The 19,466-nt window shown below is 72.2% G+C and carries 17 protein-coding genes and 3 tRNA genes; 5 read left to right on the forward strand and 15 right to left on the reverse strand.

Translation table 11 applies throughout. From position 1 onward, the window contains the following. Window positions 1–259 precede the first annotated feature (259 nt). The 14 genes from ACIOSR_RS09995 to tilS all read right to left on the reverse strand — a co-directional run bounded on the left by ACIOSR_RS09995 (window position 260) and on the right by tilS (window position 15,189). Window positions 260–1,120: a hypothetical protein gene (locus tag ACIOSR_RS09995; RefSeq protein WP_402752525.1), complete on the reverse strand. Its 861-nt coding sequence runs from the start codon at window positions 1,118–1,120 to the stop codon at window positions 260–262. 501 nt (window positions 1,121–1,621) lie between these two features. Next, entirely contained in the window at window positions 1,622–2,644 is a 1,023-nt protein-coding gene (locus ACIOSR_RS10000) for a sigma-70 family RNA polymerase sigma factor (RefSeq protein WP_402752526.1), read from the reverse strand. Between the two features lie 400 nt (window positions 2,645–3,044). After that, the gene (locus ACIOSR_RS10005) at window positions 3,045–3,317 is read right to left on the reverse strand and encodes a hypothetical protein (RefSeq protein ID WP_082460094.1); all 273 of its coding nucleotides are present in this window, start codon (window positions 3,315–3,317) and stop codon (window positions 3,045–3,047) included. A 151-nt stretch (window positions 3,318–3,468) separates the two neighbouring features. Further along, entirely contained in the window at window positions 3,469–4,989 is a 1,521-nt protein-coding gene (gene lysS, locus ACIOSR_RS10010; protein WP_056044078.1) for a lysine--tRNA ligase, read from the reverse strand. A 50-nt stretch (window positions 4,990–5,039) separates the two neighbouring features. Then, complete coding sequence (locus tag ACIOSR_RS10015) at window positions 5,040–5,894, reverse strand: Rossmann-like and DUF2520 domain-containing protein (RefSeq protein ID WP_082460095.1); 855 nt, start codon at window positions 5,892–5,894, stop codon at window positions 5,040–5,042. After that, a complete protein-coding gene (locus tag ACIOSR_RS10020; protein WP_402752527.1) occupies window positions 5,891–7,786 on the reverse strand; it encodes a PH domain-containing protein in 1,896 nt (631 codons plus the stop codon). Before ACIOSR_RS10020 ends, ACIOSR_RS10015 begins: the two co-directional genes overlap by 4 nt. Beyond that, the gene (locus tag ACIOSR_RS10025; protein WP_056044081.1) at window positions 7,783–8,262 is read right to left on the reverse strand and encodes a PH domain-containing protein; all 480 of its coding nucleotides are present in this window, start codon (window positions 8,260–8,262) and stop codon (window positions 7,783–7,785) included. Before ACIOSR_RS10025 ends, ACIOSR_RS10020 begins: the two co-directional genes overlap by 4 nt. Before the next feature lie 56 nt (window positions 8,263–8,318). Continuing rightward, window positions 8,319–8,795: a DUF3180 domain-containing protein gene (locus ACIOSR_RS10030; RefSeq protein WP_056044083.1), complete on the reverse strand. Its 477-nt coding sequence runs from the start codon at window positions 8,793–8,795 to the stop codon at window positions 8,319–8,321. Continuing rightward, on the reverse strand, window positions 8,792–9,505 hold the full coding sequence (gene folK / locus ACIOSR_RS10035) for a 2-amino-4-hydroxy-6-hydroxymethyldihydropteridine diphosphokinase (RefSeq protein WP_402752528.1): 714 nt from the start codon (window positions 9,503–9,505) through the stop codon (window positions 8,792–8,794). The genes ACIOSR_RS10030 and folK overlap by 4 nt, the downstream gene beginning before the upstream one ends. Then, window positions 9,502–9,993: a dihydroneopterin aldolase gene (gene folB, locus ACIOSR_RS10040; RefSeq protein WP_402752529.1), complete on the reverse strand. Its 492-nt coding sequence runs from the start codon at window positions 9,991–9,993 to the stop codon at window positions 9,502–9,504. Before folB ends, folK begins: the two co-directional genes overlap by 4 nt. Beyond that, entirely contained in the window at window positions 9,990–10,823 is an 834-nt protein-coding gene (gene folP / locus ACIOSR_RS10045; RefSeq protein WP_402752685.1) for a dihydropteroate synthase, read from the reverse strand. The genes folB and folP overlap by 4 nt, the downstream gene beginning before the upstream one ends. A gap of 660 nt (window positions 10,824–11,483) precedes the next feature. Then, window positions 11,484–13,475, reverse strand: a complete 1,992-nt coding sequence (gene ftsH / locus ACIOSR_RS10050) for an ATP-dependent zinc metalloprotease FtsH (protein ID WP_402752530.1) — start codon at window positions 13,473–13,475, stop codon at window positions 11,484–11,486. Window positions 13,476–13,600: 125 nt separating this feature from the next. Then, entirely contained in the window at window positions 13,601–14,152 is a 552-nt protein-coding gene (gene hpt / locus ACIOSR_RS10055) for a hypoxanthine phosphoribosyltransferase (RefSeq protein ID WP_056044086.1), read from the reverse strand. A 44-nt stretch (window positions 14,153–14,196) separates the two neighbouring features. Beyond that, window positions 14,197–15,189, reverse strand: a complete 993-nt coding sequence (gene tilS / locus ACIOSR_RS10060) for a tRNA lysidine(34) synthetase TilS (protein ID WP_402752531.1) — start codon at window positions 15,187–15,189, stop codon at window positions 14,197–14,199. 71 nt (window positions 15,190–15,260) lie between these two features. Here tilS and ppa point away from each other — a divergent pair, with 71 nt between their 5' ends. Continuing rightward, window positions 15,261–15,752, forward strand: a complete 492-nt coding sequence (gene ppa, locus ACIOSR_RS10065; RefSeq protein WP_043593233.1) for an inorganic diphosphatase — start codon at window positions 15,261–15,263, stop codon at window positions 15,750–15,752. Between the two features lie 82 nt (window positions 15,753–15,834). Here ppa and ACIOSR_RS10070 read toward each other — a convergent pair whose 3' ends face one another. Further along, window positions 15,835–17,121: a M23 family metallopeptidase gene (locus tag ACIOSR_RS10070; RefSeq protein ID WP_056044090.1), complete on the reverse strand. Its 1,287-nt coding sequence runs from the start codon at window positions 17,119–17,121 to the stop codon at window positions 15,835–15,837. A gap of 337 nt (window positions 17,122–17,458) precedes the next feature. Here ACIOSR_RS10070 and ACIOSR_RS10075 point away from each other — a divergent pair. The 4 genes from ACIOSR_RS10075 to ACIOSR_RS10090 all read left to right on the forward strand — a co-directional run bounded on the left by ACIOSR_RS10075 (window position 17,459) and on the right by ACIOSR_RS10090 (window position 19,433). Then, a tRNA-Glu gene (locus ACIOSR_RS10075) sits at window positions 17,459–17,534 on the forward strand. Window positions 17,535–17,617: 83 nt separating this feature from the next. Then, window positions 17,618–17,694: transfer RNA gene (locus ACIOSR_RS10080), tRNA-Asp, on the forward strand. Between the two features lie 36 nt (window positions 17,695–17,730). Then, window positions 17,731–17,803 (forward strand) — tRNA-Phe (locus ACIOSR_RS10085). Window positions 17,804–17,915: 112 nt separating this feature from the next. Further along, on the forward strand, window positions 17,916–19,433 hold the full coding sequence (locus ACIOSR_RS10090; RefSeq protein WP_056044092.1) for a glycosyltransferase family 39 protein: 1,518 nt from the start codon (window positions 17,916–17,918) through the stop codon (window positions 19,431–19,433). Window positions 19,434–19,466 lie beyond the last annotated feature (33 nt).

Consider the following 19,466-nt stretch of genomic DNA (forward strand, 5'->3'; position numbering starts at 1 on the left):
GAGCGTCGCGCGGCTGTCGCTACGGGCGGAGGGTCTCGGGGTGAGTGGGGTACGCGTGGCATGCGTTGACGGCAGTCATGCTCATCACCCCTCTCGTGGAGTATCTCGTGGCCCGGCCACCTCGTGGCCCTGGTCCGCCCACGGTACCGCCCCGCGCCTCCCCTGTCGACGGTCGTTTCTCTCGATCCCCCGCCGGTCGAGTGGGCAGAAGATGCTCTTCGGACGGAAACGAAGCGCATCTTCTGCCCACTCGGCCGAGTCATGACAGCAGGCGACGGACGCGGGCGACGAGTTCGTCCGCCCGGCGCCCGTGCAGGTCGTCGTCCGTGCACCGGACGGTGCGCCAACCGGCGTCGGCGAACCTCTCGCGGCGCAGGATGTCCTGTCGGAATCGCCCGGGGTCGCGGCGGTGCTCGTCACCCTCGTACTCGACGGCCACCCCGCACCACGCGTACCGGAGGTCCGGCTTGCCGAGGTAGCGCCCACGGTCGTCGTACGTGCGCACGTTGATCTCGGGCTCCGGGAGCCCGGCCCGGGTCAGGAGCAGGCGGAGCTCGGTCTCCTTCGGCGACTCGACCCCGGGGCGGACCAGTTCGAAGGCCTCTCGGACACGGGCGACGCCACGCCGACCCCGGGCATCGTGGAGCGCACGCTCGAGTTGCGCGACCGGTCGTTCCCGAGCAGCCACGTGGGGGGACCAGCAGCCGGCCAACGCATCTCCGGCCCGGACGAGGTCGGTGAGCGACAGCAGCGACCCGCACTCCACCCACGCCGTCACCGGCTCGTCGACCGGCAGACCGTCGACCCGCGACATCGGGGGCCGGTCGGACGGACCGAGTCGTGCACGACGGTCCGTCGGGTCGGCCCGGGAGGCGGCCGCCCCGGCCCGATGCGTGGCGACACCAGGCCGTCGCGGGCCGCGCCCCTCGATCGCGGTGACGTGGAGTGGTTCTCTGCCGTCGCGGACCCACCACGGCACGGGGAGACCCCACAGGCCCAGAGCCGTCACGCGGGAGAACCGCCAGTCGACGAGCATGACGGGCAGCACGTCGCGGGCCCTGACCGCGAGGTCGCGCGGGGCGTCGTCGGGATCGGGGTGCCCGTCGACGACGTACCGCACACCGCGGTGCGGAGCCGCTAGATCCGGCCCTCGGAGTCGCCCGATACCGAGACCGGCACGGTGGGCCTCGTCGACGGCGAAGGGGCGATCGGCGAGCGGGAGGGGGACGACGATGCGCGGCACTCGTCGAGAGTGCCCGCCCGAACGCGACCCGCACCTCCTGATGTCGTCGCTTCGGGATCCGTGCGAACGCGTCGCCTCTGGGGACCAGACGCCGCACGGCCCGAACGGGCAGAAGATGCTGCTCCCGACCCCGCGAAGGGCAAGATCTGCCCACTCGGCGGAAGTGGCCTCCGGCTGACGGGACCGATCGGCGGCGAGTGGACAGAAGATGCTGCTCGGGGAGCCCCGAAGAGCATCTTCTGCCCACTCGCGGCTCCGAGGAGGCGCGGTGCGGGACACCACGGCACGGCACGAGACACGACGCGACCCCCAAGCACGACGAAGGGCCGCCGCCCGGGGTGACCCGGGCGACGACCCTGACGTGGTGCGGCCGGCGACCTACTGCAGGTAGAGCTGGAGGTCCTGGCTGACGGCCTTCGCGAACATGCGGAGGCGGGCACGGCTCTCGACGCGCGAGACGGCCTGGCGCGACGAGTGGACGCGCTTCGAGATCTCGTCGAGGGTCATCGGCTGGTCGTCGTCGAGGCCGAACCGCATGCGGATGACGCGCGCCTCGTCTTCGGGCAACGTCGCCACGAGGGCGTGCATGTCGCGGTTGAGCAGCGAGCTCTCGGTGGCCTGCGTGGGCGACGTGGTCTCTTCGTCCTCGATGAAGTCGCCCAGTTCGCTGTCTTCCGCATCGCCGACGACGGTGTGGATCGACACCGGCTCGTGCGAACGGGACTTCAGCTCGATGAGGTCGGCGACGTCCATGGCGACCTCTTCGGCCACCTCGTCGACGGTGGGCGCACGGCCCAGGTCGACGGTCAGGTCACGCTCGGCCCGCGAGATGCGGTTGATGCGCTCGACCGTGTGCACCGGGATGCGGATGGCGCGCGCCTTGTCGGCGAGGCCGCGGGCGATGGCCTGGCGGATCCACCACGTGGCGTAGGTCGAGAACTTGTAGCCCTGCGTGTAGTCGAACTTCTCGACGGCACGGACGAGGCCGAGGTTGCCCTCCTGGATGACGTCCATGAAGGGCAGGCCACGCTGCGTGTAGCGCTTGGCGATGCTGACGACCAGGCGGAGGTTCGCGGTGATCATGCGGTCCTTCGCACGCTCGCCGTCGTGCTGCAGCCAGCGGAGGTCGCGGAGCATCTCGGCGTGGGCCTTGGTGCGGTTCTTCTTGACGGCGTCGGCCGCCTGCAGCTCTTTGAGCTTCTCGCCGGCGAACAGGCCGACCTCGATGCGGCGGGCGATCTCGGTCTCTTCCGCTGCGTCGAGCAGCGGCATGCGGCCGATGTGGCGGAGGTAGTCGCCGACCTGGTCGGTGGAGGCCCCTCGGACCTGCGACAGGACCTCGACCTCGGTGTCGTCGGTGGCTGTGGTGGTGTTGCGCGTGGTGACGGAAGTGGTCGTCATCGTTCTCTCCCTGCTCGAGTACTGACCTGGTGTCGCGTCGATTAGTTCGTGAAGCTCGTCGGCGTACTTCGAGTCTGGCGTGCGGGGGCGTGCGGAAAAAAGCTGGTGCAGGCCCTGACGGGACTACTCCGAGCGCACGTCCAGAGTTTCGACGCCGACGGGGTACGAAGGCGAACGACGTTTGACAGCAGCCCGGAACGGGTATAGGCGGTCGCTATCACGCCGGGGGTACACATTCCCAGGTCGCTCACCGGAAACTCGGCGGCCGATCTGTCGGGGTACGACGAACGGCACCGCGAGCCCAGGAGGCGCGGTGCCGTGACCCGAGGACGCGCGCGTCACCGGCGCACCCGTCACGGGCGCACCGTCGGAGACCCACCCGGCGGCGGGAGAGGCCGGACTAGACCGTGCGGCGGCCCGAGCGGTCGGACAGATCCGACCGGTCGGACAGGCCCGAGGTGCCGGTAGCGCCGGCGCGGCCGGACAGCTCACGCGACTCGGCGCGCTCTTCCGCCTCGGCCCGGGCGCGCTCTTCGGCCTCGACCTTGGCGTAGGCGGCCCGCTCGGTGCGGTCGGAGCGCAGCAGTGCCCGGACGATGAACCAGAAGATGAGGCCCACGAGGATGGTGGGCGTCACGGAGAAGACGATGGCTCCGGCAAGGGACTCAGGCACCCGACCAGGGTACGTCGCCCTCCCGGGGAAAACCACGTGCACCTCTCGACGCCGAGACGACGGAGGCGCGGTGCCCGACCGGCACCGCGCCTCCTGCACCCGACGCGCGAGCGTCCGCACCCCCGCGCGAACGCGAGCGCGGGCGCGGGCGCTACTTGACCAGCGGGAAGAGGATCGTCTCGCGGATGCCGAGGCCCGTGATCGCCATCAGGAGGCGGTCGATGCCCATGCCCATGCCGCCGCTCGGCGGCATGCCGTGCTCGAGCGCGGTGAGGAAGTCGTCGTCGAGGCGCATGGCCTCGGCGTCGCCGCGGGCCGAGAGGGCGGCCTGCTCGACGAAGCGCTCGCGCTGGATCACCGGGTCGACCAGCTCGGAGTACGCGGTGGCGAGTTCGAAGCCGCGGACGTAGAGGTCCCACTTCTCGACGACGCCGGGCTTCGAGCGGTGCTGGCGGACGAGCGGGCTCGTGTCGACCGGGAAGTCGACCACGAAGGTCGGGCGGTCGAGCGACGGCTTGACGAAGTGCTCCCAGAGCTCTTCGACGAGCTTGCCGTGGGTCTCGTGCGGCACGACCAGGTCGACGGTGGCGGCGAGCGCCTGCAGGTCGGCGACGGTGGTCGACGGGGTGATCTCGACTCCGGCGGCCTCGCTGAGCGACTCGTACATCGGCACGCGGGCCCACTCGCCGCCGAGGTCGTACTCGGTGCCGTCGGCGAGGGTGACGAGGTGCGAGCCGGAGACGGCCATGGCGGCGTTCTGCACGAGCTCTTGGGTCAGGCGGGCCATCTGGTCGTAGTCGCCGTAGGCCTGGTACGCCTCGACCATCGCGAACTCGGGCGAGTGCGTCGAGTCGGCGCCCTCGTTGCGGAAGTTGCGGTTGATCTCGAAGACGCGGTCGATGCCGCCGACGACGGCCCTCTTGAGGAACAGTTCGGGCGCGATGCGCAGGTACAGCTCGGTGTCGAAGGCGTTGCTGTGCGTCTGGAACGGTCGGGCCGCGGCGCCGCCGTGCATGGTCTGCAGCATGGGCGTCTCGACCTCGAGGTACTCGTACGAGTCGAAGGTGCGGCGCAGGGACGAGACCGCGGCGGCCCGGGCGCGGACGGTGGCACGGGCCTGGTCGCGCACGATCAGGTCGAGGTAGCGCTGACGCACGCGCGTCTCCTCGCTGAGCTCGGAGTGCAGGTTCGGCAGCGGCAGGATCGCCTTGGCCGCGATCGACCACTCTCCGACCATGATCGACAGCTCGCCGCGACGGGACGAGATGACCTCGCCCTTGACGAAGACGTGGTCGCCCAGGTCGACGAGCTCTTTCCAGTCGGCGAGGCGCTGCTCGCCGACCTCGGCGAGCGAGACCATGGCCTGGATGCGGCTGCCGTCGCCCGCCTGGAGCGCGGCGAAGCAGAGCTTGCCCGTGTTGCGGGCGTGCACGACGCGACCGGCCAGCCCGACGACGTCACCCGAGCGGCTGTCGGTCTCGAGCTCGGCGTACCGGGCGCGGACCGCACCGATCGTGTCGGTGATCGGCACGCCGACCGGGTACGCCTCGACGCCGGCCTCGAGCAGGCGGGCACGCTTGTCGAGCCGCACCTGCTTCTGCTCCGACGCCTCGCGCGCGGCGGTGGCCGCCTCGTCGTCGGGGGTGGTGGTCGGGTCGGGCGCGGCGGTCATGTGTCAGGTGCTCCTGGGGTGGTGGAGGGGGGCGGGAGGCGCGGGCCGGGTCAGGCGCGCGGGTCACCGAACGCGGTGGGGCCGTCGTCGAACGAGGCCATGTCGATGGTACCGGGGCCGGCCGCGCCCCCGGCCTCGCCGAGGGCGGCGTCCATGGCCGACCGCATCAGCGGCGCGAGCAGCCGGCCCGGCTCGGGCAGGCCCAGCTCGGTCAGCAGTCCGACCGACTGCGCGACGATCGCGGCCGAGAACTCGGTGGCCGTCGCGATGGCCTCGGCGTAACGCGGCCGGTCGGCCTCGGCCACGATGACGGGCTCGGCTCCCATCTCGACGACGAGCGCCTGGCCGATCGGCTGAACCGGGGTCGGCGCGGTGACGGCGCACCAGGCGTCGCGCAGCCGGACGAGGTCGATGGTCGTGCCCGTGAAGGCGAGGGCCGGGTGGATCGCCAGCGGGATCGCCCCCGACGAAAGGGCGGGCCGGAGCACCTCGAGCCCGTGCCGGGGCGAGGTGTGCACGACGAGCTGGCCGGGCTGCCAGGTGCCCGTCGCGGCCAGGCCTTGGACGAGGTCGGCCAGCTGGTCGTCGGGGACGGCGAGCAGGACGAGCTCGCTGCGCTCGACGATCTCGGGCACGGTCAACAGGGGCACGCCCGGCAGGATCGCCTCGGCTCGGTCGCGGCTGCGCTCGGACACGGCCGAGATGCCGACGATCGCGTGACCGGCGGCGGCGAGCGCGGCACCGAGCACGGGTCCGACCCGGCCGGCGCCGACGATGCCGACGCCGAGGCGACCGCTGCGGCGGTCGGAGCCGCGCGCGGTCGGCCGGGGGTCGCGCGGTGCGTCGCGTGGGCCACCGAGGGACGAGCCGCCGAGGGAGGGGCCGCCGGTCGACGGGTCGGTCACGGGGTCTCCTCGCTCCAGCGGTGGGTGCGGTCGGCGTGGGCGGCGGCGACGGCCTCGCGACCGGCGGTCGTGAAGAAGCTGAGGGCGTCGTCCTGGTCGAGGGCGCCGATCTCGGCGACGATCGGCCCCTGGACGGTGTGCAGGTGCACGGTCGCGAGGCGGAGCCGGCGGCGCAACGGACCCTGCACCAGGCCGACGCTCTGCACCCGGGGCAGCGGCACGATGACGAGCTGGCGCCAGATCGCGCCCTTGCGCAGCAACAGCGCACCCGGCGCCGAGCGGAACCCGTTGCGCCGCCACGAGAACCAGCGCAGCACGGCGGCCCGGCGCGGAGACACGGTGAAACCGCCGTCCGTACCGCTCGACCTGAGCCCGCCCTCGACGAGCGACAGGGTGTGCTCGGTCGTCGCCTCGACGGCGTCGCGGACGGCAGGAGGCGCGGCAGCGCCGGTCACGGACGTCTCGTCGGCGACCCCCTCACCCCCGACGGCAGGAGGCGCGGCCTCGCAGGTCGAGGAGGCGTCGGCCACCGGGACCGTCGCGGAGGCGACCGCCTCGGGGGCGTCGGCCGGTGCGGGCGACCCGGCCCGCGCCTCCTCGGCGGCGACGCCCACGGCGGCCACGCCGACCAGCTCGGGCAGGACGAGTTCGAGGACGCGGCGGACGTCGTCCTCGTCGCCGACCGGCAGGATCGTCGTGTTCTCCTGCCCGGCGGCACCCTTCGTGCTCGAACGCGAGGCGCGGTTGATCTTGACGTCCCACCAGCCGAACGGGCGCCAGAGCAGCGGTTGGCTGACCTTGATCGAGTGGATGCGGCCGGGCGGCAGCGTCTCGTTCGAGGTCGAGAAGAGGCCGTAGCCGATGCGGACCCCGTCGCGCGTGCCGGCGATCGTGTAGCGCAGCGACTTCGTGATGCGGTTGACGTAGAAGCCGCCCGAGCCGAGCACGGCCGGCAGCAGCACGAAGAGCAGGAACCACTCGCCCGTCGTGACCACGCTGATCACGATCGCCACGACGGCCGCCAGGAGGAACAGCGTGTAACCGCTCAGGACGGTCGAACCGATGAGGCGTCCGGGCGAGAGGGCCACGACCGACCGGGGCGGTGCCTCGTCGGGGTCGAGCTCGGGTGCGAGGAACTCGTGGGCGCGCTGCTCGACCAGACCGCCGAAGCCCTGCCGGTGCGGGGCGGGGGCGCCGGGCCGACCGGGGGTCGAGGTCCCGGCGACGGCGGCCGGGTCCGTCGCATCGCCCGTGCCCGCGCCTCGCGCATCGTCCGGCGCACCGGGCGCACTCGGGGCCGGGGCGTGCGTCTGCTGCGCCCCGCCCGCGCGCCGCAGGATCTCGCGGCGCAGGTCGTCCGCCGACGCCGACCGCAGGTAGGCGAGGGTGACGTTGGCGTCCTGCCCGGCCTGGGTGACCTCGAGCTTGGCGGCGCCGAAGACGCGGGCCAGCAGGGGACGCTGGATGTTGATGCCCTGGATGCGGTCGAGCCGCGCCCGCCGGTTCGTGCGGAACACGATGCCGCTGCGGACCTCGACGACGTCCTCGCCCACCCGGAAGGTGTGCATGCGCCACGACAACCAGAACCCGCCCACGAACAGGGCGATCACGACGACCACGGCGAGCAGCAGCAGGCCCAGCCAGCCCTTGTCGACGACGTACCCGAACGGGTCGCCCTCGTCACCCCGCCGACCGCCGGGCACGAACAGTTCGACCACGTACTCGCGCGCGTTGTTGAACAGGATGACGAGCACCGCGGCCAGGGCGATGCCGCCCTTGAGCAGCGGGGTGGCCGGGTGCAGGCGGTGCCACTCGCCGTCGGTGAGCGCGGCGACGTCGGGAGGCGCGGGTCGGCCCCCGCCGCCGTCCGCCCCGGTGCGGGGGTCGCTCACAGGCCGGCCCGACGCGATTCGGCCAGCTCGACGAGGCGGTCGCGCAGCCGCTCGGCCTCGTCGGCGGGGACGCCCGGGATCGTCACGGCCGACGCCGCAGCCGCGGTGACGAACTTCAGGTCGCTGAGGCCGAGTGCCCGGACGACCGGGCCCCGGTTGATGTCGATGAGCTGCATGCGCCCGTAGGGCACGGCCACGACGCGCAGGTACAGGATGCCCTTGCGCAGCAGCAGGTCGTCCTCGCGCAGCTGGTAGCCGATCGCCCGGACGCGACGGGGGGTCAGGGCGGCGACCACGACGGTGACGACCACCACGACGGCGGTGATCGCGTAGGTCCACCACTGGCCGATCAGCCAGAGCGGGACGGTGGCACCGGCCACGATCAGGCCGGTGACGAGGTAGCCGATCAGCTCGGGCCAGACGTACTTGGGCGAGACGCGGTTCCACTCGGCGTCGGGGATGTCGAGTCGGTCCATGTCGGCGTCTCTTCCGGTCGGCAGCGGTCGGTCGGCGGTGGTGGGGCCGAGGGCGGTCAGACCGCCTGTGTGCCCGAGCCCTGGCCGTGCTCGTCGTCGGCGGGCGGGACGGTGCACATGCGCTCGGCGACGATGCCGGCCACCAGCAGCCCCGCACCGCCGACGACGGCGACGATCGCGGGCACGAGCGAGCCTACAGCGACCCCCACGCCACGGGACAGGACGAACAGCAGGACTCCCCCGGCGAAGCCGCCGAACAGGGCACCGGCCAGGCTGCTCGCCTTGGCCAACAGCAGCACGCGGGTCGCGTAGTAGGGGTCGACGCGTTCCTTGCTCGACCCGGTCGCGACCCGGTGCACGGGCACGGCCATCGAGACGACGACGCCGCCGATGCCGAGCAGCACGAGGCCGAGCGCGAAGGGCAGCACGATCGAGGGCTGACGCATGGCGACCAACACCGAGTCGAGGACGAAGCCGGCGGCCACGGCCACGATGATCAGGCCGACCAGGGTGGAGGGGCGGGTGTGCTTCACGGGGCTCCTGGGCTGAGGTCGGTAAGCGGGTCGTGCGCGGACCCGTGGTCGGAGGTGGTGTCGAGCAACGGAGGCTCGGGCGCGGGGTCGAGCAGCGGGGGCTCGGGCGCGGGGTCGAGCAGCGAGGTCGCTCCCGGCACGGGACGGGTGCGCTCGGTGAGCCGGGACGCCAGGTCGGCGACCCGCCCGGCTCCGGCGAGCCGCGCCTCCGGGTCCAGCTCGAGCCAGGGCTCGAGCACGAACGCGCGCTCGGCGGCGCGGGGGTGCGGCACCTGCAGGCGCTCGGTGTCGATGCGCTCGTCGTCGAGGGCGACGACGTCGAGGTCGAGGGTCCGGTCGCCCCAGCGCACCTCGCGGGTGCGCCCGTGCGTCACCTCGATCGCCTGGAGCGCGTCGAGCAGGGCGTCGTCGTCGAGCGTGACGTCGGCGAGCAGCACGGCGTTGAGGTAGGTCGGCTTGCCCGGATCGAGGCCGTCGAGCGTGACGGCGGTCGACGACACGGGCGCGGAGGCCGCGACGACCGTGATGCCGGGGGTCGCGTCGACGGCCCGGACGGCCTCGCGCAGCAGGGTGTCGCGGTCGCCGAGGTTCGAGCCGAGGGCGATCACCGCACGCCGGACGCGCGGCGCGGCCGTGCTCGTCGCGGCCGTGCTCGTCGCGGCCGTGCTCGGCGCGCCCGCGGTCGGGTCGCTCGTGCTCGGGCCGCTCACGCGCGCTCCCGGCTGATGGTGATCGACACGTCGTCGAAGGGCACGGTGATCGGGGCCCCCGGCTTGTGCACGGTCACCTCGGTCGAGACCGCCGCACGGTGCGCGAGCACGACGCCGGCGAGGCGCTCGGCGAGGGTCTCGATCAGGTCGACCGGGTCGCGCTCGACGGCGGCCACGAGTTCTTCGGCCAGGACGCCGTAGTGGACGGTCTCGCCGAGGTCGTCCCCGGACGCCGCCGGGGAGGTGTCGAGGTGCACGACGACGTCGACGACGAACTCCTGCCCGTCGCGGCGCTCGTGGTCGAAGACGCCGTGGTGGCCGGTCGCCCGGACCCCGCTGAGGCGCAGCACGTCGAGGCCGGTCGCCCGGAGGACCGGCACGGGCCCGCCGACCGTCTCGTGCTCGGGGACCGACTCGGGCTCGTGCTCGGGGACCGGCTCGGGCGCGCGGGCGGGCAGGCCGTCGTACCCGCTCTCGACGCCGGTCACGCGTGCCTCGCCGGTCGGCGGGGAGCCACCGCGGCCTCGGTCCAGGCCTGCAGCACGTCGAGGGCGACGCGGGTGCCGGCGACGTCGTGGACGCGCACGCCCCAGACGTCGGCCTGGGCCGCCAGCACGCTGATCACGGCGGTCGCGGGGTCGCGGTCCGTGGGCGGCGCCCCCTCGGGCAGGAGGTCGGCCAGGAACCGCTTGCGCGACGCGGCGACGAGCACGGGCAGGCCGAGCCGGCCGACCACGTCGAGGTGGGCGAGCAGCTGCCAGTTCTGGGTGGCGTCCTTGGAGAACCCCAGCCCGGGGTCGAGCACGATCGCGGACGGGTCGACGCCGCGGGCCACGAGGTCGTCGACCCGCGCGGCGAGCTCGTCGGCGACGGCGCCGACGACGTCGCCGTCGTAGTCGCGTGACGCCGCGGCGGGTGCCTGGCCCGAGCCGTCGAGTCGACCTCGCCAGTGCATGACCACGAAGGTGCGGCCGCTCTCGGCGGCGACCCGGGCCATGTCGACGTCGGCGAGGCCCCCCGACACGTCGTTGACGATCTCGGCACCGGCCTCGAGCGCGGCGGCGGCGGTCGACGCGTTCATCGTGTCGATGCTGACGCGCACCCCCTCGGCCGCGAGTTCTCGCACGACCGGCAGCACCCGGCGCAGCTCGTCCGCGGGCTCGACCCGAGAGGCACCGGGCCGGGTCGATTCGCCGCCCACGTCGACGATGTCGGCCCCCTGCGCGACGAGGGCGCGGGCATGGGCCAGGGCGGCGTCCAGGTCGAGGTGACGACCGCCGTCGCTGAACGAGTCGGGCGTCACGTTGAGCACGCCCATCACCTGCGGGCCGGGCCGGCGAGCACCGGATCGGTCGCGCGACCGGCGGAGAACCGGGGCAGGAGGCGTGGCGTGCGACCCCGGGCCGGTCGCGACCCGGTCACGCACCGCGGGTGCCGCGTGCGAACCGGCGCGCTGCCGATCGGGTCGTGGCCGGGCCTCGAGCACGGGGTCGGCGTCGTCGAACGACCGCTCGTGCAGCGGCCCCTCGAACCGACCGCCGGCCACCAGCCGACGTCCGGAGCGGACTGCGGGAACCGGCGCCCCGGCGGGGAGGCTCGTCGCGGACGTGGTCGCCGGCGTGTGCGTGACGGGCGGCAACTGGGCTGGGGGACGGACGGCCGCGGTCTCGTTCTGCGCCAGGACGAGACGCCCCTGCGTGATCGGGCCCACCGCGAGCTCGTCGGCGGCTGCCCGGGCGGAGGCCGGGGGCGCGTCGACGACGACGTCGGCCGGGTAGCGCTCCCGACCGCGAGGTCGCTTCGACGGTACGGCGCCGCCCTCGTGAGCCGCAGCGGGCGGACGTCCGTCGTCACCGGACGTGGCGGGGGTGCCGCGGGACGGGTCGGTCACGAAGCGGTACCTCCGTTCGGTGCTCGGGACGAGCCCTCAGGCTATCGACCGGCTGCGCCCGGGCGCAGCCGGTCGGCCGATCGGGCGTCAGGCCGTGGCGATGCCGGGCGTCGTGCGGGGCGGGCGCGTGCGGGCCGGCTTGGTCGTCGGCTCGGAGTCGACGCCCCCGTCGACGGCTTCGGCGTCGACGGGCGACTTCGTCGGCATCGGGATCGCCGGGCGGTCGGACACCGGACGCTTGTCGCTCGAGAGCCACTGCGGGCGCTCGGGCAGCTTGCGGACGTCCTTGAAGATCTCGGCGAGCTCGTCGTGGTCGAGGGTCTCTTTCTCGAGCAACTCGCGGGCGAGGAAGTCGAGCACGTCGCGGTTGTCGTTGATGACCTCCCACGCCTCGTCGTGCGCCTGCTCGAGCAGCACGCGGACCTCGGCGTCGACCGTCTCGGCGATGTTCTCCGAGTAGTCGCGCGAGCTTCCGTCGCGGCCCATCATCATCTCGCCGGAGGCCTGGCCGAGCTTGACCGAGCCCACCTTGTTGCTCATGCCGTACTCGGTGACCATCTTGCGGGCGGTCGCCGTGGCCTTCTCGATGTCGTTCGAGGCACCGGTGGTCGGGTCGTGGAAGACGAGCTCTTCGGCGACACGGCCGCCCATGGCGTACGTGAGCTGGTCGAGCAGCTCGTTACGGGTGACCGAGTACTTGTCCTCGAGGGGCAGGACCATCGTGTAGCCCAGGGCCCGACCGCGGGGCAGGATCGTGATCTTGGTCACGGGGTCGGTGTGGCGCATGGCCGCGGCGGCGAGGGCGTGGCCACCCTCGTGGTACGCGGTGATGAGCTTCTCGTGGTCGTTCATGATGCGGCTGCGGCGCTGCGGGCCGGCCATGACGCGGTCGACCGCCTCGTCGAGGGCACGGTTGTCGATCAGCTGCGCGTTGGAACGGGCGGTGAGCAGGGCGGCCTCGTTGAGGACGTTGGCCAGGTCGGCACCCGTGAACCCGGGGGTCTTGCGGGCCAGCACCTCGAGGTCGACCGAGGCGGCGAGGGGCTTGCCCTTGCCGTGGACCTCGAGGATCTGCCGGCGGCCGTCGAGACCCGGAGCGTCGACGCCGATCTGGCGGTCGAAGCGGCCGGGGCGCAGCAGGGCCGGGTCGAGCACGTCGGGGCGGTTGGTCGCCGCGATCAGGATGACGTTGGTCTTGACGTCGAAGCCGTCCATCTCGACCAGCAGCTGGTTGAGGGTCTGCTCGCGCTCGTCGTTGCCGCCGCCGATGCCGGCGCCGCGGTGACGACCGACGGCGTCGATCTCGTCGACGAAGATGATCGCCGGGCTGTTCTGCTTGGCCTGCTCGAAGAGGTCGCGGACGCGGCTGGCACCGACGCCGACGAACATCTCGACGAAGTCGGACCCCGAGATCGAGAAGAAGGGGACGCCGGCCTCGCCGGCGACGGCGCGGGCGAGCAGGGTCTTGCCGGTGCCGGGAGGGCCGTAGAGCAGCACGCCCTTCGGGATGCGGGCGCCGACGGCCTGGAACTTGGCGGGCTCTTTCAGGAACTCTTTGATCTCTTCGAGCTCTTCGATGGCCTCGTCGGCTCCGGCGACGTCGGTGAACATGACCTGCGGGGTCTCTTTCGAGGCGAGCTTGGCCTTGGACTTGCCGAACTGCATGACCTTGCTGCCGCCGCCCTGCATGGACGAGAGCAAGAACCAGAAGATGACGCCGATGATCAAGAACGGCAGCAGGATGCTGAGCAGCGACATGAACCAGCTGGTCTGCGTGACGGTGTCGTCGAAGTTCTCGAGGTTCGCGTCGGTGACGGCGTCGACGACCTCGGAACCGCGCGGCGTCGCGTAGTAGAACTGCTCGGCCTTGTCGCCGTCCTTCAGGACGAGGTCGACGCGCTGCTCGTTGCTGAAGATCGTCGCCGACTTGACCTTGTCGGCCTGGATCGCCTCGAGGCCCTTCTGGGTCGAGATCTGCGTCGTGCCCGCCCCGCTGATGAGGCTCCACCCGATGCCGATGCCGATGACCGCGATCACGATGTAGATGATCGGACCGCGGAAGAGTTTCTTGAAGTCCATGTCAGTACGGGCGACGCCCGACACCTTTCTGCAGGAAGAACGTGAGCAAAAGGGTACATCGGGGCTGCTATGCCCTGGATGGGTGTTCGCCGAGGGCTTGATCGGCCCCGCCCGGGAGCGGACCGCTAGCTGTAGACGTGCGGGGCGAGCACCCCGACACCGCGGAGGTTGCGGTATTTCTCGTCGTAGTCGAGGCCGTAGCCGATGACGAAGTCGTTCGGGATCTCGAAGCCGACGTACTTGACGTCGACGGCGACCTTGGCGGCGGCCGGCTTGCGGAAGAGCGCGAAGATCTCGACCGACGCCGCGCCGCGCTTCTGCAGGTTCTCGAGCAGCCACGACAGCGTGAGGCCCGAGTCGATGATGTCCTCGACGATGATGACGTCGCGGCCGTGCAGGTCGCTGTCGAGGTCTTTGAGGATGCGCACGACGCCCGACGACTTGGTGCCGGAGCCGTACGACGAGACGGCCATCCAGTCCATCGCCGAGGCCAGTTTGAGCTCGCGCGAGAAGTCGGCCATGACCATCACCGCGCCCTTGAGGACGCCCACCAGCAGCGGCTCGCGGCCGGCGTAGTCGGCCTCGACCTGCCGGGCGACCTCGGCGATCTTGGCGTGGATCTGCTCTTCGGTGTAGAGCACGCTGGTCAGGTCGGCCTCGATGTCGCTGAGTTCCATGGTGGTGTCGTGCTCCTGGGGTCGTGGGGTGCCGAGGGGGGATCTCAGGAGGCGCCGGTCGCCGAGAAGTGCAGCGCGCCTCCGGTGCGTTCCACTGTAATGCCCGGCAGCGACACCGCCCCCTGCCCGTGCCAGTCGGTCACCAGCCGGGCGACCTCGAGGGTCTGGACGCGGCTCAGCGAGACGCCGAACTCGCTCTGCACCGCGAGCCGGATCAGTCGCTGACGCAGGGCCGCCGGGTTCGCGGCGAGCCCCCGGACGTCGAGCGAGATGCCCGCCTCGGCGTGGTCGGCCACCTCCTCGGCCAGTTCGTCGGCGAAGTGGTCGAGGGCGGACGAGTCCTCGCGCAGCGCGTCCGCCGTCCGCGCGAGCGCCTCGGTGATGCCCGGGCCCAGCTCGCGCTCGAGCATCGGCAGGACGGTCCGCCGCAGTCGCACCCGCGTGAAGGTCGGGTCGTCGTTGTGCGGATCGGCCCAGGCCTCGAGGCCGGCGTCGGTGCAGGCCGCCGCCGTGGTCGAGCGACCGACGACCAACAGGGGGCGGGCGTACAGGCCCGAGCGCGCCTCCATGCCGCTCAGGCTCGTCGCACCGCTGCCCCGGGTGAGGCCGAGCAGCACCGTCTCGGCCTGGTCGTCGCGGGTGTGGCCGAGCAGCACGGTGCGGGCACCCTGCTCGGAGGCGACGGACGACAGCGCGTCGTAGCGGGCCGTGCGGGCCGCCGCCTCGGGACCGCCCTCGGTGCCCACCGATACCCGGACGACGACGACGGGGTCGAGCCCGAGGCCGCGAGCCTGCTCGGCCGCGCGGGCCGCGACGGTGCGAGAGTCGCCCTGCAGGTCGTGGTCGACGACGACCGCCCCGGCGCGCAGCCCCGCACGCGGCGCCTCGAAGGCGAGCCCCGCGGCGAGCGCGAGGGAGTCCGGCCCGCCGCTGAGGGCCACGAGCACGAGGTCGCCCTCGTCGTGACCGGACAAGGAGGCGCGCACGGCTCGTCGGACGTCGGCCGTCGCGGGGGTCAGGCGGGGTCTGTCGGGCATCTTGTAACGTTAGCGACACCGCCGGCCCGTCGGGTCGGACCCCCCAACGACGCATCGCAAGGAGCACACCCATGGCCGCGTACGACGCCGTGATCGAGATCCCCAAAGGCAGCCGCAACAAGTACGAGGTCGACCACGAGACCGGTCGCGTCTACCTCGACCGCGTCCTGTTCACCGGGTTCGTCTACCCGACCGACTACGGCTTCTTCGAGAACACGCTCGGCCTCGACGGCGACCCCGTCGACGTGCTCGTGCTGCTCGACTACCCGCTCTTCCCGGGCGTCGGGGTCAAGGTGCGCCCGGTCGGCGTCTTCAACATGACCGACGACGGCGGCAGCGACGCCAAGGTCATCGCCGTCCCCGCGAAGGACCCGCGCTGGGAGCACATCCAGGACGTCACCGACGTGCCCGAGTACCTCCGCAAGGAGATCGAGCACTTCTTCGAGCACTACAAAGACCTCGAGCCCGGCAAGTGGGTCAAGACCGAGGGCTGGGGCGACGCCGCCGAGGCCGAGGCCATCGTCGAGGCCGGCATCACGAAGCTGGCCGACGAGGGGCACTGACCTCCCCGCACCCCGGTACGACGAAGGGCCCGACACCACGTGGTGTCGGGCCCTTCGTCGTACCGGAACGCGGAGACGGCGCCTAGAGGCGGATGCCGCGGTCCGCCATGAACGGCTGGGGGTTCTGCGCGACGCCGCCGACGCGGGTCTCGAAGTGCAGGTGGCAGCCGGTCGAGTTGCCGGTCGAGCCGACGTGCCCGATCTGCTGGCCGGTGCCGACCGCCTGCCCGACGCTGACCATGATGCCGCCGTTCGGCTGGTGGCCGTACCCGGTCGTGACGCCGTTGCCGTGGTCGATCAGCACGAAGTTGCCGTAGCCGCCGTACCAGCCGGCGTAGCTGACGACGCCCGCGGTGGCGGCGTAGATGGGCGTGTTGCAGCCTGCGGCGAGGTCGGTGCCGGCGTGAAGGATGTACGCGTGCGTCACGGGGTTGACGCGCATGCCGAAGCCGCTCGAGATGTTGCCGCCGGCGGGGCGCGTCCAGCCCTGGGGCGAGACGACCCCGAGGGCCGTGCCGTTGGTCGCCGCCGCCGCGGCGGCCGCGGCGGCCCGTGACTCCTCGACGCCCTTCTGGTACTCGGCCTCGGTGTGGTCGACGTTGGTCTTCAGGGTCTCGAGCTGCGCCTGGAGCCGCGCCTGGTTCTCCTGCTGTGCGGCGAGGGCGTCGCTCGCGGCCTGGGCGGCGTCGTTCGCGTCGGCGAGGGCCTGCTGTGCCTCGTCGGCCAGCACGGCGAGGGCGGCCTCGGCGACGGCGGCCTGGTCGCTGAGCCCCTGTGCGGTGTTGCGGTCCTGCGTGGCCTGCGCGTAGATGCCGTCGGCCTGCTCGGTGAGCTTGCTCATCGCACCGAGCTTGTAGAGCAGCTGCCCGGCCTCACCCGGGTCGGCGATCAGGGTGCCGCTGACGCCGTTGGTGCCACCGGAGCGACCGAGCTGCGCGGCGAGTTGACCCGCCCGCTCCTCGCTGGCCGCGGCCACCTGGTCGGCGGAGTCGGCCTGCGACTGCAGCTGGGCGGTCTTGTACTGGGCGTCGTCGTAGGCGGACTGGGCCTTCTGCAGCTCGTCACCGCGCTTCTCGGCCTCGGTGTTCGCGGCGTCGAGGTCGGCCTGCATCTGGGTGAGGATGCCCTCGAGGTTGGTGATCTCGGCCTGTTTCGCGGTCTCGTCGCCGCGAGCCTTCTGGACGTCCTCCCACGACGGGTAGGACGCGGCCGTGGCCGACGACGCGGGCAGGCCGACGACGCCGGCGGTGAGCAGCAGGGACGCGGCCGCCACGGTCACGACGATGCGGGCCAGGCGCGACGACGGAGCGAGCGGGCCCGAGGTGAGGCTCACGAGGCGCGGGCGCCCGGTGCGGCGGGTGGAGGTCATCGAGTGGTTCCGATTCGTCGTGACGGCATCGAGCCCGGCCGGTCGCGCCGGGGTCGCCGTGCAGGACACGGTATCGCCGACGCCCGGTCCCGTACAGCGCCGCGGACGCGACGCCGCCGGGCGGTCGACCGACGGTCGACCCCGAACTCTCAAGAACGACTTGAAACTAGCCGTCGAGTCGGTGATCGCGGGGCAGCCGAGGCGGAGTGGCGAGCGTGTCGCCCGACCACGACAGGGGACGAGGAGGCGCGCGCAGCACCCGCCGTCACCCTCGTTTTGCTTTTCCCCGCGATCATCCGTATGCTCTGTGATCGGTTGCTATGACGTCCTCGGACACGGCCCCATCGTTTAGTGGCCTAGGACACCGCCCTTTCACGGCGGCAGCACGGGTTCGAATCCCGTTGGGGTCACCAGCACCACCGCAAGACAGTACCGAGGCATCACCTGCACCAATCACAACAGAACATCGAGTACGCTGTGTCACAGCAGCAAGTTTGGCCCTGTAGCGCAGTTGGTTAGCGCGCCGCCCTGTCACGGCGGAGGTCGCCGGTTCAAGTCCGGTCAGGGTCGCCAAGGCGAGTTCATCGCCTGGGGGCTTCGGGCCCTCACGGCTGGGTAGCTCAGTTGGTAGAGCGTTCGACTGAAAATCGAAAGGTCCACGGATCGATGCCGTGTCCAGCCACAGAAGGCCCCGCTCAGGCGGGGCCTGACTCGTTTAACGGCATGGCCGGTGGTGGGCACCGCGGCATGGCCGGTGATGGGCACCGCGGCATCGCCACTGGTGGGACCGTCTCGTGAGCATCGGCCACGACCCCGCGGTCGTCTCCCTCCGCAGCCGCTGGCTCGACCCGCTCGTCGCCGGACTCGCGGCCCTGCTGCTCGGGGCCGCGTTCAGCTGGGTGCCCTCGTACTGGAGCGACGAGGCGACGACGCTGCAGGTGGCGCGCCTCCCCCTCGGTGAGTTGCTGGCGTTCGTCCACCAGCGCGACGCGGTGCACACGGTCTACTACCTCTTCATGCACTTCTGGGTGGGCGCCTTCGGCGAGGCCGAGGTGGCCACGAGGTTCCCGTCGGCCGTCTTCGTCGGGGCCGGGGCGGCCGGGGTGCTCGTCCTGACGCGGATGCTGACGACCCGGCGCACCGCGCTGCTGGCCGCCGCGGTCTTCGCGGTGCTGCCCCGCTTCACGCTCGAGGCCGCCGAGGCCCGGCCCTACGCCCTGTCGGTCGCCCTGGCCGTCTGGGTCACCGTGCTGCTGCTCGTGGCCTCCCGGCGTCACCGCCGACGCTGGTGGATCGGGTACGGCGCGGTCCTCGCCGGGTCGATCGCGACCTTCGTCCCCCTCGGCCTGATCATCGTGGTGCACGGCGTGTTCCTGCTGCTGGCGCCGGCACAGCGCCGGCGTCGCGGAGCCCGCCACCGCCTCCTCGGCTGGTCCGTCTCGACCGGGGCGGCGTTGTTCGTGACCTCGCCGGTCATCGGGACGGTCCTCGCCGAGCGCTCGCGCCTCCTGGGGGTGGCCGATCCGTCGACGGGGGCCGACGTCACCTGGTGGACGGTCCTGGTCGAACCGTGGTTCGTCACGGGCCTGGCCTTCGCCGTGGTCTCGGCGGTCCTGCTCATCCTGCTCGGCACCCGTCTCCGCGACCGCTCGCGGACGCCCGGCAGCGTGGTGTTGCTCGGCGCGCTCTGGGTCGCGTTGCCCGCCGGACTGCTGCTCGCACTGGGACTCGTCCTGTCGCCCGTGTACACGTCGAGGCTGGTGACCTTCTCGGCACCCGGCATGTGCCTGCTGCTGGCCGTGGCCGTCACCGGCTTCCGTCGGCGCTGGATCAGCATCGCCCTCGTCGCCCTGCTGGTGGCGGCCTCGGTGCCGACGTACGTGCTGCAGCGACTGCCGACCGGCAAGGGCGGCGGCAGCGACCTCTCGCAGCTCTCGAGCTACATCGAGAGCCAGGCGCGCCCGGGCGACGCGTTCCTGCTCGACGCGACCGGCACCGTGTCGACGCGACCCCGCCAGGCGATGTACGCCTACCCGGATCGATTCGCCGAGCTCGACGACGTGGCCTACGTCCGCTCGGGCCTGCCGTCGGGCTCGTACTCGGACGTCACCCTGCGTCTCGACGACGAGGACGACGCCGTCGAACTGGCCGACCGGCTGTCGTCGGTCGACCGCCTCTGGATCGCGCGGCTCTCCGTCGACGTCCTCAGCGAGGCCGACCTGCGGCAGCTCCGCGACCAGGGGTACGAGATCCGACAGGAGCACCGCACGGGCCGGAGCGTCGTCTACCTCTTTGCGCGACCGCCGGCCTGACGGCCGGGCCTGGTGGTCAGGCTCGACGGTCAG

Source organism: Frigoribacterium sp. NPDC087798 (assembly GCF_044742985.1).
GTDB lineage: Bacteria > Actinomycetota > Actinomycetes > Actinomycetales > Microbacteriaceae > Frigoribacterium.